Source organism: Streptomyces alfalfae (assembly GCF_004127445.1).
Lineage (GTDB): Bacteria > Actinomycetota > Actinomycetes > Streptomycetales > Streptomycetaceae > Streptomyces > Streptomyces alfalfae.
Window position 1 is genome coordinate 187514 of the sequence record NZ_QEXM01000050.1, and the last position, 14950, is coordinate 202463.

The 14950-nt window shown below is 74.1% G+C and carries 10 protein-coding genes; 1 reads left to right on the forward strand and 9 read right to left on the reverse strand.

The window, feature by feature from the left end:
- Positions 1-3: 3 nt before the first annotated feature.
- From DCW30_RS31945 to DCW30_RS31980, 7 genes are all read right to left on the reverse strand, one after another.
- Positions 4-693, reverse strand: coding sequence for a TetR/AcrR family transcriptional regulator (locus tag DCW30_RS31945; protein ID WP_076686653.1), 690 nt, complete (start codon positions 691-693; stop codon positions 4-6).
- 92 nt (positions 694-785) lie between these two features.
- Positions 786-2708, reverse strand: coding sequence for a hypothetical protein (locus DCW30_RS31950; RefSeq protein WP_103557500.1), 1923 nt, complete (start codon positions 2706-2708; stop codon positions 786-788).
- Between the two features lie 56 nt (positions 2709-2764).
- Entirely contained in the window at positions 2765-3271 is a 507-nt protein-coding gene (locus tag DCW30_RS31955; RefSeq protein WP_076686655.1) for a tetratricopeptide repeat protein, read from the reverse strand.
- 79 nt (positions 3272-3350) lie between these two features.
- On the reverse strand, positions 3351-6470 hold the full coding sequence (locus DCW30_RS31960; protein ID WP_076686656.1) for an alpha-N-acetylglucosaminidase: 3120 nt from the start codon (positions 6468-6470) through the stop codon (positions 3351-3353).
- A 540-nt stretch (positions 6471-7010) separates the two neighbouring features.
- A complete protein-coding gene (locus DCW30_RS31970) occupies positions 7011-8411 on the reverse strand; it encodes a DUF1996 domain-containing protein (protein ID WP_076686657.1) in 1401 nt (466 codons plus the stop codon).
- Positions 8412-8474: 63 nt separating this feature from the next.
- Positions 8475-9125: a LuxR C-terminal-related transcriptional regulator gene (locus tag DCW30_RS31975; RefSeq protein WP_062780148.1), complete on the reverse strand. Its 651-nt coding sequence runs from the start codon at positions 9123-9125 to the stop codon at positions 8475-8477.
- Positions 9110-10381, reverse strand: coding sequence for a sensor histidine kinase (locus DCW30_RS31980; RefSeq protein WP_076689407.1), 1272 nt, complete (start codon positions 10379-10381; stop codon positions 9110-9112). Before DCW30_RS31980 ends, DCW30_RS31975 begins: the two co-directional genes overlap by 16 nt.
- 258 nt (positions 10382-10639) lie before the next feature.
- Between DCW30_RS31980 and DCW30_RS31985 the strand changes: the two genes are divergently transcribed.
- Positions 10640-12829, forward strand: coding sequence for an MMPL family transporter (locus tag DCW30_RS31985; RefSeq protein WP_205576622.1), 2190 nt, complete (start codon positions 10640-10642; stop codon positions 12827-12829).
- A gap of 116 nt (positions 12830-12945) precedes the next feature.
- Here DCW30_RS31985 and DCW30_RS31990 read toward each other — a convergent pair whose 3' ends face one another.
- Both DCW30_RS31990 and DCW30_RS31995 read right to left on the reverse strand, forming a co-directional pair.
- Positions 12946-13932, reverse strand: a complete 987-nt coding sequence (locus tag DCW30_RS31990; protein ID WP_076686659.1) for an NAD-dependent epimerase/dehydratase family protein — start codon at positions 13930-13932, stop codon at positions 12946-12948.
- Positions 13933-14010: 78 nt separating this feature from the next.
- Entirely contained in the window at positions 14011-14589 is a 579-nt protein-coding gene (locus DCW30_RS31995; protein ID WP_076686660.1) for a winged helix-turn-helix domain-containing protein, read from the reverse strand.
- Positions 14590-14950: the final 361 nt, after the last annotated feature.

Sequence of the window (14950 nt, forward strand, 5' to 3'; positions counted from 1 at the left end):
CCCCTACGGCACCAGCGCGGCCAGGCGGTCGAGCAAATCGGCGAACGGACTGCCGGCGGGCTCACCGGCCAGGAGCGTGCGGAGCAGCTCCGCCATCTCCTCGTCGTAGGCGGCGCTCACCGCGGCGAGGGCGGCGAAGTCGTGCACGAGCTGGCGTTCCAGCTCCGCGCGCGGAATGCGGCGCCCCTCCAGCCAGATCAGCGCCGTGGACTCGGCCAGCGAGATCCAGGACCGCACGACCAGTTCGAGCCGCGCGGGCGGATCGGTGACCCCCAGGTGCGTGAGGATCTGGACGTACGCGGCCTGCCGCACCGAGTCGATCAGGGCGTTCGTGGACGAGGGGCCGGCGGCCGGGCCGCCCCGCATCAGCGCGGAGAAGCCGGGCCCGTGCTCGTCGACGAACGACAGGAAGCGGCCCGTCACCCGCAGCAGCCGCGTCCCGAGCGGGCCCTCGTGCGGCTCCACGAACCGCTCGGCCAGGTCGTCGGCCGCCCGGCGCAAAGCCGCCTCGTACAGGCTGAGTTTGCCGGGGAAGTAGTGGTAGACCAGCGGCCGCGAGATGCCCGCGGCCGACGCTATCTCGTCGATGGAGACGTCGTCGGGCGAGCGGTGGCTGAAGAGGTCGAGCGCGACCCCGATCAACTGCTGCCGCCGCTCCTCGACACCCATCCTGCGGCGCACCCCGGTAGTCATACGAACACCCTACCGAGCGGAACCGGCCTTTCCGCGGGCGGCGGCCGGAGCGGGCGCAGGGAACGCCTGCCGGAGCGGCGAGGGGGAAGCGCCTATCGGAGCGTCGTCACCTTCGAGCCGTCCGTCAGGGTGCCGGTCAGCCGCGCCTGCGTGCCGCGCTCGGTCCTGACCGCCAGGAGGTTGCCCTCCGCGCGGGCGCCGCCGGTCGCGGTGACGGAGGTGACGTTCTTGCTGCCCGCGCCGAGGAGATACCAGTTCCCCGCCTGCGACTTCCACAGGACGCCCGCGAGGACCTTCGCGTCCCTGGCGCCGCAGGCGAGGGAGTCCTCGGCCTTGGCGGCCACCGCGCCCGCGGCCGACCCTGCCGTCTGGAACTGGGCGAGCGTCCTGCTGCCCCTGCCCCGCCAGGTCTCGGCGCGGGCGCAGCTCCACTGGGCGACGCCGCCTGCCTCGGGGAGCGCCTGGCGGGCGTACTGCCAGGAGTTCACCGACCGCACGCCGCTGGAACGGACCGAGGACAGGGAGCACGCGGTCTTGGCCCAGTCGCCGGGCGCGGCCTCGCGCGGCGCGGCGGGGCGGCCCGCCGTCAGCCGGGCGGGGGTCAGCTCGCCGAGGTCGGTGGAGACGCGCACGGCGCCGTCGGCCTCGCGCAGCCGCAGCGCGCTCCACGAGGTGCACCGGCCGCTCGCCGGGGGCCCCGCGAAGGAGGCGGTGACACCGTCCTCGTCGCGCTTCAGGTCCAGCGGCGGCCCGGCCGGCTTCAGCAGGTCGCCGACCGAGGCGGAGGTGACCCAGGGGGCCGTCAGATAGCGGATGTTGCCGTCGGTGCGGTTGACCACGACGGCGCCCGCGTCGGCCCCGGTCGCCCCGTCCACGCGCGCGAAGTCCAGGGCGGCGCCGCCCGTGCCCTCCTTCGGCTCCGCGTACCGCACGATGCGCAGACCGTCGTAGAGCAGGACGACGCGCGCCGAGTCGACCTCCCCGGCGTAGAGCAGCTGGGCGGGGCCGGGAGGCGCGCCGCTCGCCGTGCCCGGCGTGGCCGAGACCTGCACCGTGTTGCCGGGGCGCGCCCAGACGGCGAGGGCGCGGCGCAGCAGCGCCTTGTCCTTGGTGAGCCCGCCGCGCGCGGGCCAGGAGGAGAAGTCCGCGCGAGCGGAACGTTTCCATGCCCCCGCGGGGACCGTCGTGAGCCGGTCCGGGTCGAGCGCGGCCTGTCCCGCGGGGTTGCGCGCGTACGGGGGAGCGGCGGCGCCGTCGGGGCCCCAGCCGTCGCCCGGCATGCCGAGCAGCGCCCCGCAGACCACGGCGGCGGCGACGGCGACGCCCGCGGCCTTCATGTGCTGCCTGCGCCGCATCAGGTCGGTCGGCCTCGCCTGGAGGGAGCAGGGGTCGAACTCGGGGGAGGCGAGCAGGGCCTGCCGCGCCTCGACCTCGTCGGCCTCCGCGACGGCGGCGTCGGGGTCCTCGCACCCGGCGGCGGTGAGCGTCGCGCGCACCCCGGCGTCGTCGAGGGACTCCAGGCCCCGCAGGACGTAGGCGGCGCGGGCGTCGGCGGAGAGCGCGGCGAGCCGCTGGTCCAGGGCGAGTTCCTCGGCGCCGCCGGAGCGGGGGAACAGCTGCAGGCCCCGCACCTGCGGCAGCAGCGGCGGGAACTGTGCCCGCTTCGGCCACGCCAGGCGCTTCAGGGGGAGACCGGCGTCGAGCGCGCCGCGCAGCACCTGGAGGCGGACGTACGCGTACCCCGCGTCGTGCGGGCGGGCGCCGCTCCGCTGGGAGGGGACGGCGACCGGCTGGCCGGCCTTGCGGCCGCGCGGCAGGGCCCGCTGGGTGAGGGCGTGGGCGGTCAGGACCCTGCGGTTGCGGCCGAGGCCGGGCGGCAGCACCAGGTAGGCGAGCCGGACGAGCCGCGGGTAGTGCTCGACGAGGGCCGCCTCGGCCTGCTCCACGTCGACGACGGGAGCGGGACCTCCGGCGGGCGGGGACTTCGGCTTCTCGGACTGCACATCAGACGACACGTTCAGCTGAACGAGCGAATCGTCCGTTGGTCACCTCAGAACCACGTGCGGGTGACTCACACCTGTTCCGGCTCCTCCGTCAGGAGGCGCGCGTAATACCCCATCGACCGCTGGTAGCGCGGCAGATGGGGCGCGAGCGCGCCGAGCACGAGGGCCAGGCCCTCGCGGTCGCGGCCGAGGCTGGACAGGCACAGGGCGAGGACGGCGCGTACGGCGTCGTCCAACTCGTCCGAGGGCGCGTCCAGTTCGGGCGTCAGGAGTGCCGCGCCCTCCTCGGCCCTGCCGGTGTTGCGCAGGGAGCTGGCGAGCTGGATGAGGGCGCGGCGCCTGCGGCAGGCGTCGAGGCCGCCCGCGATGGCCTGCCGGTAGAGCGGCACGGCGCGGTCGGAGCGGCCGGTGGAGTCCCAGGCGCAGGCCCGCTCGAAGGCGCCCACGGGGTCGCCGTCCGGCAGCTCCGCGACCAGTCCGTCGATCAGTGCGCGGAACTGTGCCGCGCCGTCCTCGCCGTAGGTGTCGATCGAGGTCCAGGCCTCGGCGAGCCGCTTCTCCCAGTCGTCGTCCACGGCTCCACCTTCGCACGCGCGTGCCCCTGGACGCCGTGGTTTTCCGCGGAGCGGCCCGTCCGCCCGCGGGAAAGGCCGCCTACGTCAGGCGCCAGCCGCTGAACTCCACCGTGCCGCGGGTGCCGTCGCCGCCGTGCGTGGCGCTCATGAAGAACCCGACGTCGAGCGCGGCCTCCGCCCCCGTCAGGGCCACCGTCGCCACGTCGCGCCAGCTCGCCCCGGCGTCCGTGGAGCACGCCCCGGTGACCGACCCGCCGTGCCGCGTCAGACGGAGCAGCACGGGCGCCTTGATCCCGGTGAGGCGCTGGTAGGTGTCGACCGTGCCGTCGCCGTTGGTGTCGTACGAGAGCACGACCCCGTTCGCCGGGGTGACGGCGAGGTCGACGAAGCCCCGGGAGCCGGGGGCGCCGAGGGAGTTGCGGGCGATGAGGCCCGCCCGCGCCCAGGGCCCGGTGACCTCCTGGGAGTCGACGCGCACGACCACCGAGACCCCGTCCTTCAGGGCGTTCTCGCGGTAGAGCGTCCCGAACTCCGTCGTCCCCTTCCACAGGTCGGCGCCGCCGCCGTTGATCGCGTGCCTCCCGTCCAACTCGCCGAAGACGGCCGCGTTGTCGCTGTACCTGGCCCAGGCGTCGCTCACCGGCCCCGCCTCGTACAGCGTGCCCTCCTGCACCGAGCGCACCCGGCGCTCGCCCCGCGGCCCGTACCGCACCGCGATCTCGTAGGGCAGGGGCCGCAGCGGACGGTCCAGGGGAGTGTCCGGGGTGCTCGCCCGCCACTCGACCCGTCCCGTGCCGCCGGGCCCGACCCCCGGCAGCGACACGGGCCCGGTGGGCTCCGCGTCGATGCCGGTCAGCGCGAAGTCGACGCGGCCGGTGGCTCGCAGGCCGTTGACGTTGCGGAAGGTGGCCCGCACGCGCGCGTGCCCGCCCGGTGGGAAGGCGGGCGGCTCCGCGGTGACCTCCACGGACCCCTGGTAGGGCGCGCGGGCGAGGACGTCGCGCACCCGGGCGGCGGTGCGGTGGGGATCACCGACGGGACGCAGGGGGTAGTCCTTGCGCTCCCGCGTCCAGGGCTCCTCCATGGCGTACCAGTCCACGGCCTTCGGCTCGCGCCCCGCCGCGAGGGCGTCGCCCAGCTCGTCGAGCCACCGCTGCCAGCGCGGCACGTAGAAGTCGTCGATCAGGCCGTGCCAGTCGCGGTTGCCGTACTCGTGCAGCCGCCCCGCGTCGGCCGTGGCGCGGTCGCCCCAGGTGGTGATGAGCACCTTCGCGGTCCGCTCGAACTCCGCCCGCTCGGCCGCGCTCGTGCCCATCCGCCGGGCCGCCGCCACCCAGGGCCCCAGCAGGAAGGCCTGGGCGGTCCCCGCGACCTCGTCCGACAGCCGCATCAGCCGCAGCCACAGCGTCGAGAGCGCACGGAAGGTCTCCTGGTCCTTCCGCTCGTACGCGGCCCGCAGCTGCGGCAGGAGGTGGCGGCTGCGGTGCGCGAGGGCCTGCCGGGCCACGTCCACCAGGTCGTTGCGGTAGGCGTCGCTGCCCCGCAGCCCGCCCGCCACGCCGAGCAGCCCGGTGAGGGCGGCGTCGAAGCGGGCCGGGTCGTAGGTCAGGGCGCGCGGCGCGTACTCGGCGGCGCGGGCCGCCGTCAGGGCGGGGCGGGCGGTGAAGAGGGAGTCGTGCGGGTCGCTGCGCTCCACGGCGGTGTGCCGGTAGGCGGTCTCCTCCAGCGCCCGCCAGGCGGCCCGCGCATCCCGGTCGCGCCCGCCGTAGCGGAAGTCGGCGTACGAGGAGAACCACGCGGCCCCGTCCGGCGGGTCCTCGACCCAGGCCAGCTCGGAGAACAGCTCGAAGGCGGCCGGGTCGCGGTCGGTGGCCTCGGGCATGAACGCCGTGCCCACCAGGGCGCTGCCCGCCTTGTCGCGCCACGCGAAGAACCGCTCGTTCCAGAGGTGGGCGCGGGCCCCGATCGTCGTGCGGCCGCCGAAGTTGGGGATGGTCCCGAAGGCGTACGGGGCGCCGCCCCAGTCCTTCTCCCGGTCCGGCTCCTTCGCGTACCGGTCGGAGACGCCGTCGACGATCAGCATGCGCTTCTTGTCGACCGCGTCCAGCAGCTCGGGCAGCGGGTTGGCCTCCCAGCCGAGGATCACCCACGTGGCGTTCGGCCGCGCCGTGCGCAGCGCCGCCTCCACGCCGCGCGCCGCCGCCGGCACGGGCACGTCACCGGCGGTGCCGCCCTCGTGCAGCAGGTCCATCTTGAAGAGGTCGGCAGGGCCGAAGAGGCGTTCCTGGTGACGGTAGAAGGAGGCGGCGACCTCGGCGAAGGCCGTGGTGCGCGGGTCGAGCCAGTCGGGGCGCGCGAAGCCGTGCCAGGTGCCCTGCGGCACGACCCGCGCGTCCCCGCCGTTGCGCGCGACGAAGCCGTCGGGGACATGTCCGTAGTAGCCGGGGAGCACGGGCGCGATGCCCAGCTCCCGCAGCCTGCGGGTGATGCGCCTCCCCAGCTCGGCACGGTCCGCGACGAGCCGCGCCGACAGCGGCCCGCCGTAGCCGGAGAGGTTCTGCAGCAGCCACCAGGGCTGGTGCGAGGGCGCGGGCAGCCAGGCCCTGGCCTCCGCGTCGGAGTAGCCGAACTCCTTGAGGACCCGGTGGTAGACGGCCTCCGCGCCCGCGATCACCAGGACCTCGTTGCAGCCGTGCAGGGCGAGTACGTCGATCATCCGCTCCCAGTACGCCCAGTCGGCGTACGGCGCGGTGTACCCGTCGTTGGTGTCGTTCAGGGCGAACCGGTGGGGCAGGGAGGTGGATCTCTCCAGCGGTCTGCCGGGGGCGGGGAGTCTGCGAGGCAGGTCCGACTGGCTGCCGTTCCAGCTGATGTGGGCCCCGCACACGTACTTGAGGTACCAGTGGACGCCGGTCAGCAGCACCGCGGGCGTCGTGCCGGACACCTCGATCCGCCCGGTGGACCCGGTGACGCGGAAGCGGTCCTCGCGGCCGTGCGCGGGGACGAGTCCGAGCCGGAACTGCTCCGCGTGGTGCGGCAGGACTCTGTTGAGCGCCGCGCGCGCGGAATCCGTATCGAGGGCGGGGGCCCCGGCGGGCCCCGCGGCGGCGCGGGCCTGGAGCGGCACTCCTCCGACGGCGGCGCCGAGGCCGAGGGCGCCGGCGGTGCCGAGCACGGAACGACGGGACGGATCGGACATGTGTACCCCCTGGGGTGAAGGCTGCGGCGCACGGTATCCGGGAGGCGCCCCGTGCTCAACGGCATGTCAGAAGATGGCGGGTTCGGCTCGCCGGAAGGGGCTGGTGGGACGATGAGGGCAGCGCGGAGCGCGCTCGCGGGCATGACGGTGGGAGTGCTGCTGGGAATGGCGGGGTGCGGCTCGGGGGGTGAGGGCACACCGGGCACGGCGAGCGGCAGCCTTGAGCGGCTCGCGGCCAGGGCGGAGTGCACGCCCGACGTCCAGACGGACGCGGCCGAACTGCGCCAGGCCACCTGTGAGAACGGCGCCCGGCGCACCTCCTCATCACCTTTGCGCACGCCCGTGGCCAGGCCGAATGGCTCGACGAGGCGAACGACTACGGGGGCACGTACCTCGTCGGCGGCAGCTGGGTCGCGGTCGGCGGGGCCGAGGACATCTCGGCGCTGCGCGACCGGCTCGGCGGGACCGTGGTGGACGCCGCGGGGGAGCACGGCGGGGACCACCACGGTCACCGCGCGGGGTGAGCGCGGCCTTGGGGCGTCAGGTGCAGCGCCGGCCGGAGTTGACGCACCGCGCGACGCGCTTCATCAGGCGCTCGTCGAAGACGTTGATGAAGTCACCGTGGTCGGTGACCGGTTTGTGCAGCTGCTCGGGGAAGGAGTCGACGGCGAAGCCGGGCCCCGGCGGCACGTCGTACACGACGCGCTGCACGAGCTGCGGGATCGCGCGGAAGCCCGGCGGGCACGCGCCGGTCCGCCGGTCGGCGAAGGCGACGTGGGTGCGGTGGTTGGCGCTGTCGGTGTTCCGCCCGTCCCAGCAGCTCTGGAAGGCGAAGGTCCGCACGACGTCGCTGCCCTCGGGGCAGATCGGGTACTTGTCCCTGAGCTGCCGGTTCTCGAAGCCGGTGCAGCTCCAGGACGCGTTGGCGTTGGCGTCGCCGTTGGTGAACGCCTTGGCGTCACCGGTGATGATCCGCAGGAAGCGCGGCATCGCGACGACCTTGCCCCGCGGGTTCCCGACGAATGTCAGCGTGACGGCCGACGGTGTCTGGATCTCGCCCACGTTCTGGTCCTTGCCGCCGCCGTCCGCCTGCGCGTCGTCCTCGTCCCGGCCGTTCTGGAGCCGCAGGACGGGCCAGTAGTAGGTCGACCTGTCGCCCCGGTTGCGGCAGGTCGTCTCGCCGGCCGCCAGCTCGTCGTCGCCGGAGAAGGCATCCGTCGCCTGGTTGCCCACGTAGTCGTGCATGTGGTGGGCGCCGTTGCTCACATTGGGCGCCGCGATGACGTTGTCGGGGTTGAACTTGCCGTTCTCGTTGCGGCCGCAGTCCGTGGTGAAGGTCCCGCGGGAGGCGCCGCGCCGGTCGCGGGGGCGCTGGACGTCGGGCCGGACGGTCTTGATGTCGACGAAGTCGGCGGCCACGGGGCCGTTGCCGCTGCCTTCCTGTCCATCGCCCTGGCCCTGGTCGCCGTCCTGGGGCGGCTGCTCCCGCTCCTGGTCGGAGGCGCGCAGGGTGCACGGGGCCATGTCGGCGAGGTCGTCGGGCCGGGCGCCCGCCCGGTCCACGGCCTCCTCGATCGCGCCGAGCGTGCCGCGCCGCTGCTCCTCCAGCGGAGGCAGCACGGACTCCTTGTCCTCCGCCTCGGTGAACCGCTCGTAGGCCCGGGTGATCTGGCTGTCCAGCTCGGCGAGCCCGCCGTCGACCTCGCCGCGCGCTTCAGGCGGGACCTCCCGCAGCTGGTTGCCCACGTCAGGGCAGTCGATGGTCGACATCCGCTGCCCGGCGCTCTCGCCGGCGCTCCGCCCGGGAGGCTGATCGACGCCGTCTTCGGCGTTCGCGTAGACGTTGACGGCGATCAGGCCGCCACCGCCCATGACCAGAGCCGCGGACGCGGCGACCATGCGCCGCGCCAGCTTCGATCGTTTTCGTGAGGTGCGTCCCATGGGGCTACATACGCATCAGCGGCCCGCCGTGTTCAGCGGCCCCCGCCACGACTCACCGGCCGCTCACCGCCCTTGGTCCAGATACGCGATGACGGCGAGGACCCGCCGGTTGTCGTCGTCGGAGACCGGCAGCCCCAGCTTCCCGAAGATGTTCGACGTGTGCTTGGCGATGGCCCGCTCGGTGACGACGAGCTGCGAGGCGATCGCCGCGTTCGACCGTCCCTGCGCCATGAGTTCGAGGACCTCGCGCTCGCGCGGGGTGAGCGCGCCGAGCGGCTGGTCGCTGGAGCGGCGGGACAGGAGCTGCTGGATCACCTGCGGGTCCATCGCCGTGCCGCCGGCCGCGACCCTGCGTACGGCGTCGATGAACTGGGCGGCGTCGAACACCCGGTCCTTCAAGAGGTAGCCGACGCCGCCGTTGCCGTCGGCCAGCAGCTCGCGCGCGTAGAGCTGCTCGACGTGCTGGGAGAGGACGAGGACGGGCAGGCCCGGTCTCGCCCTGCGGGCGGCGAGCGCGCACTGCAGGCCCTCGTCCGTGTGGGACGGCGGGAGCCGGACGTCGACGACGGCGACGTCCGGCTCCAACTCCGCGAGGGCCTTGGACAGTTCGGGCCCGCTCTCCACGGCCGCGGCGATCTCGAAGTCGAACGCCTCCAGCATCCGCACCAGGCCGTCGCGCAGCAGGAAGAGGTCTTCGGCTAGGACAACTCGCAAGGGATCTCCATGGTCACCATGGTCGGGCCGCCCGCGGGACTGCTGACGGCCAGTACGCCGTCGAATGTACCGAGCCGCCGTTCGATCCCGGCAAGGCCGGAGCCCGCCCCGAGCCGGGCGCCGCCCTTGCCGTCGTCGGTGACCGCGATGCGCAGCATGCCCTCGGCGTGGTGCATGTCGACCCAGACGCGCTCGGCGCCCGCGTGCTTGATCGCGTTGGTCAGGGTCTCGCTCACCGCGAAGTAGGCGGCCGACTCCACCGGGGCCCCGGCCCGCCCCGTCAGCTCCACCGTGACCTCGACGGGCAGCGGGAGCCGCAGCGCGAGGGCCTTCACGGCGTCGCCGAGGCCGCGCTCGGCGAGGACCGGCGGGTGGATGCCGCGGACCAGGTCGCGCAGCTCCGTCAACGCCTCGCCGGAGTTCTGCCGGGCCTTGGCGATCAGCTCCTTGGCCTTGGCGGGATCGGTCTCGATCATCGCCTCGATGGTGCCGAGGTCCATGCCCATGGCGACCAGGCGGGCCTGCGCCCCGTCGTGCAGGTCGCGCTCGATGCGGCGCAGCTCGGCCGCGGAGTTGTCCACGGCGTCGTGCCGGGTCTCGGTCAGCCGGTCGACGCGCTCGGCGAGCTGCCGCTCCCGCATGGCCGGGGTGGGCGCGAGGAACGCGCGGGAGAGCAGGAAGTGGGTGCGGACGAGGCCGGGGTTGACGAGGACGCCGAGGAGGAAGAAGCCCATGCCGAGGAGGGCCGCCTGGTTGGCGGTGGACTGCGAGGTGACGTGGATGAAGGCGAACCACTCGCCGCCGCCCGCGTCGTAGATCGGCTTCCACACGCCGAGGGCGAGCACCCAGCCGTAGAGCATGTAGAGCAGCAGGGCCGGGGCGAAGACCGCCACGACCGGGCCCGCGGTCATGTTCACGAGCAGCCACTCCAGGTCCCGCCAGGTCGCCGGGTCCTTCAGCAGCCGCGTGCAGCGCTCCACCTGCCCGGTGAGGCCGGGCCGCAGGTCGGCGGGGTACGTGCGGTAGGGGTTCGGGATCGTCACCCCGGACCAGGCGGCGGCCCGCGTCCGCTGCGCGCCGGCGTACCAGCGCACGGCCGCGAGGACGGCCGGGGTGGTGAAGAAGCCGATCCCGAGGAGGATGAACGCGATCGAGAGGACCGCGAACACGAACAGGACGATGGACCCCACCAGCGAGACGATCGTCAGGTAGAGCCCCTGGGCCCCCGCGATCACTGCGTCCCTCAGCCTCGTCATGTCCTCGTCCCTCTCGTCGTCCCCGTGCCGCCCGCCGCGCCGTGCGCCGGGCACGGAGACAGTCTCACCCGGGCGCCGTTCAGGGGTCATTGGCCCCTCCACCCGAGCGGGGGTGTATCTGACGACACCCCCGGGTCTCGCCCTGTGCTTCGGCGGGTGGGGGGGCTCGGCGGCTGGGGCGCGAAGGCGCCGGTTCCTAGCGTGAGTGGGGTCTTGACCGGATGCTTACTCACGCAGAACTGATGGGGGCGGGACGCCATGAGGCGGAACTTCGCGGCACGACTCGGGGTGTGGAGCGCACACCACCGCAAGACGGCCGTCATCGGCTGGCTGGTCTTCGTGGTCCTCGCCACAGTGATCGGCGGGGCCTCCGGCATGGTGACCGCCTCCGACGACGAGATGGGCGTCGGCGACTCGGGCCGTGCCGCGACGATCCTGAAGGACGCGGGCGTCGACGAGCCCGCCGGTGAACTCGTCATGGTCGGCGCCCGCACGGCCGGCGGCTGGCGCGACGCCGCCGCCGACCTGTCGAAGGAGCTGACCGCGACCGGCGAGGTCCGCGACATCCGGGCGCCGCTGCCCTCGAAGGACGGCAGGGAGGCGCTGCTCCGCTTCGAGATCAAGGGGCCGTCGGACGAGGCGGGCGACCGTGTCCAGCCGGTGCTCGACACGGTCGACGCCGCGCGGGAGAAGGCGCCGGACGGCATCACCGTCCACCAGTTCGGCGACGCGAGCTCCGAGAAGCAGCTGTCCGACCTGCTCGCGGACGACCTGAAGAAGGCCGAGTTCACCGCCGTGCCGCTGGCCCTCGGCATCCTCCTCGTCGCCTTCGGCGCCGTCGTCGCCGCGCTCCTGCCGGTCGGCCTCGCGCTCACGGCGTGCGTGGCGGCGTTCGGACTGCTCTCCCTCGCCAGCCACCAGCTGCACCTCTTCGAGACCACGTACTCCGTGATGTTCCTGATGGGCCTGGCGGTCGGCGTCGACTACTGCCTGTTCTACCTGCGCCGCGAGCGCGACGAGCGGGCCGCGGGGCGTGACGCGGAGACCGCGCTGCGCATCGCCGCCGCCACCAGCGGGCGCGCCGTCCTGGTCTCGGGCCTGACGGTGATGGTCGCGATGGCGGGCATGTTCCTCTCCGGGCTGCTGCTCTTCAAGGGCTTCGCCGTCGCCACGATCCTGGTGGTGTGCGTGGCGATGCTCGGCTCCGTGACGGTCCTGCCCGCGCTCCTGGCGTGGCTCGGCGACCGGATCGACGCGGGCCGCATCCCGTTCCTCAACCGCCGCTCCAAGAAGGGCGCGCACGCCGGCGGCGCCTTCGCGGGCAAGGCCCTGCGGCCCGTCCTGGCCCGGCCGAAGCTCTTCGCGGCCGGCTCGGCCGTGCTGCTCCTCGCCCTGGCGGCGCCCGCGCTCGGCATGAAGACCGAACAGCTCGGCCTGGAGAAGCAGTTCGGCTCGGACGCCCCGCTCTCCATCGCGTACAAGGAGATCACCGCCGAGTTCCCCGGCGGCCCGGCCCCCGCCCGGGTGGTCGTCGAGGCGGACGACGTCACGGCGCCCCGGGTGCGGGCCGCCCTCGACACGGTGACCGAGCAGGCGGGTGACGGCGCCGAACTCACCGTGCACAAGGCCGCGGGCGTCGCCGAGATCGCGGTGCCGCTGCCCGGCGACGGCACGGACGCCGAGGCGAAGAAGGCCCTGGGCGAGCTGCGCGACAACACGGTCCCCGCCGCCTTCGACCGACTGGCGGGGCAGGGCGTGACGGCGTACGTCGGCGGTGACCTGGCCTCGTCGGAGGACTTCAGCGACCAGCTCAGCAAGGGCATCGTGCCCGTCTTCGCCTTCATCGCCGCGGTGACGTTCCTGCTGATGCTCTTCAGCTTCCGCTCCGTGGTGATCGCCGTGACGTCGATCGTCCTCAACCTGCTGTCGGTGGGCGCCGCCTACGGCGTCATGACCGCCGTCTTCCAGCACGGCTGGGGCGCGGAGCTGATCGGCTCGGAGAAGGTCGGCGCGATCGAGAACTGGATGCCGCTCTTCGTCCTCGTCGTCCTGTTCGGCCTGTCGATGGACTACCACGTCTTCGTGGTCTCCCGCATCCGCGAGGCCCGCGACCAGGGAATGGACAACCGGGCGGCGATCCGCGAGGGCATCACGCGCACCGCGGGCGCGGTGACGGGCGCGGCCGTGATCATGGTGGCGGTCTTCGCGGTCTTCGGCACACTGTCCATGCAGGACATGCAGCAGATGGGCGTGGGCCTCGGCGTCGCGGTCCTGCTGGACGCCACGGTGGTCCGCATGATCCTGCTGCCGTCCGTGATGACGCTCCTCGGCGAGCGCAACTGGCACACCCCGCGCCGGCTCTCCTGGCTGCCGCGGATCTCGCACAGCGAGGACGTCCCGGCCGCGGAGCCCCGCCGCCACGCGCAGGACGCGTACGCCGGGCGCTGACGCCCCGCCCCGCCGCCGCACGCAAGGCCGTCCCCCGCACACCGAGGGCCGTCTCCCGGCACACCGCAGGCCGTCCCCCGGCGCATTCCGCGCCGGGGGACGGCCTGCGTACGCGCCTACAGCCCCAGGACCTTCGCCTCCTTCTCCGGGTCGAGCCCCAGGACCGGCCGGTCGGGCCGCTGCGGCGGGGTGCCGCCGATCGACCGCAGCCACTCCCAGGTGTCCCGCACCGTCTCCTCGACGGGCCGGGCCCGCAGCCCCGCGAGGATCGCCTTCTCCGACGAGGTCTGGTGCATCGTGTCGTGCAGCTCACCGGGCGCCAGCCACACCGGCAGCTCCATCCACTGCTCGACGCCCGCGTCGAGCACCACCTCCGGCGCCGTCCAGCGCAGCGAGGCCTCGGGACCCGCCACCGCGGCGCACGCCTCGAGGAACTCGCCCATGGTGAACCGCCCCATGGGACTGACCAGGTTGTACGGGCCGTGCAGCCCGCCCGCGCCCGCGTCGAGCACCCACTCGGCGAGATCCCGCACGTCGATGTACTGGATGTGCGAGTCGCGGGGCCCGGGAGCCAGCACGGGGCCGCCGCGCGCCATCCGGTCCAGCCACCACGGCAGCCGCCCGATGTTCTCGTACGGGCCGAGGATCAGGCCGGCCCTCGCGAGCAGCGTCCGCTCGGCGCCGAACTCCGCGAGCGCGGCCAGCTCACCGCCGCGCTTGTCCTCCGCGTAGGCCGTCGCCTCCGCGTCCGGGTCGCCGTCCACCACGGGGTAGTCCTCGTCGGAGCCCGCAGCGCCCGGGTAGCGGTACACGGAGCCGCTGGACACATAGACGTAGCGCCCGGCCCGGCCCGCGAGCAGCCGGGCCGAGGCGCGCACCACGCGGGGCGCCGACGACCAGGTGTCGACCACCAGGTCCCACTCGCCCTCGGCGAGGCCCGCGAGACCGCCCTCGGCCGTACGGTCACCGTGGACGGTCCGGACCCCCTCGGGCGCCGGGCGGTGGCCGCGGTGGAAGACGGTCACCTCCCAGCCCCGGGCGAGCGCCGCCTCGGTGACCGCGCGCCCCACGAACTCCGTACCGCCAAGCATCAGAAGTCTCATGGGGCGACTCTGCCCCGCGGCCCGCTCCGAAGGAACGGGTTCTGCTCGCAGCAGAGCGCGAACCCGTGGGCGCGGTGGTCAGCGGGGCGTCGGCGGCACGTACTTGTAGCCGACCCGCCGTACGGTCTGGATCGTCCTGCGGTGCTCGGCGCCGAGCTTGCGCCGCAGCCGCGCGACGTGGACGTCCACGGTGCGGCCGTCGCCGACGTGGCCGTACCCCCACACCGTGGTCACCAACTGGTCGCGCGTGTGCACCCGGTGGGGGTGCGCGACGAGGTGGGCGAGGAGTTCGAACTCCAGATACGTGAGGTCGAGGGGCCGCCCCTCGACCTCGGCGGCCCGCCGCACGGCATCCACCGTGACGGGCCCCGACGACACGGCCTCCGGGGCGCCGGAGTCCGCCCCGGCCTGCTCCTGCCCGGCCGGTACGAGGAGCAGATAGCCGACCATCGGGGGCTGACCCGGCAGCGTCGGCAGGGCGTGCTGGGGCGCGGGCAGCCAGGTGGCGCCCGGCGGCAGCAGGTCGGGGAGGGGGACGCGGGCGGGGGCGCCGGACTCGTCGGGGGCCACGGCCCGCAGCCGCGCCCGGCCGGGAGGCTGCGGAGCGCCCACGGGAGCGGGGGCGGCGGGGGCGGGGAAGGAACGGGAGTTCGCCATGGTGAGGTCAGCTCTTTCGCGCGAAGAAGGAGTCGTCGAGAACGAGACGTACGTCGTGCGCGTCAGGCGAAGGCCGTGCTGGAGATCAGAGCAACGGCTTTAGAGGGCCCGCGCGTTCGTCGCGCGGCAACACACCCGGTCGAAGTCGTGGTGCTGCCGGGAGGGCCAGAAGGGCTCGAGGTCGTGGCGACCCGTCGCGGTGTCCTGGTGGCTGCCCATGCGGACCATTGAAGCAGATGGCAGGTGCACCGGTGATCCCCTCTCGCCCACCGGACCGGTGGACGGACACTCCCTGGCCGAAAACGGCCCCTCGCGGACCCTCCGGGCGTCTCCCTCTCCCGACCGCCGGGAACGACGGGGG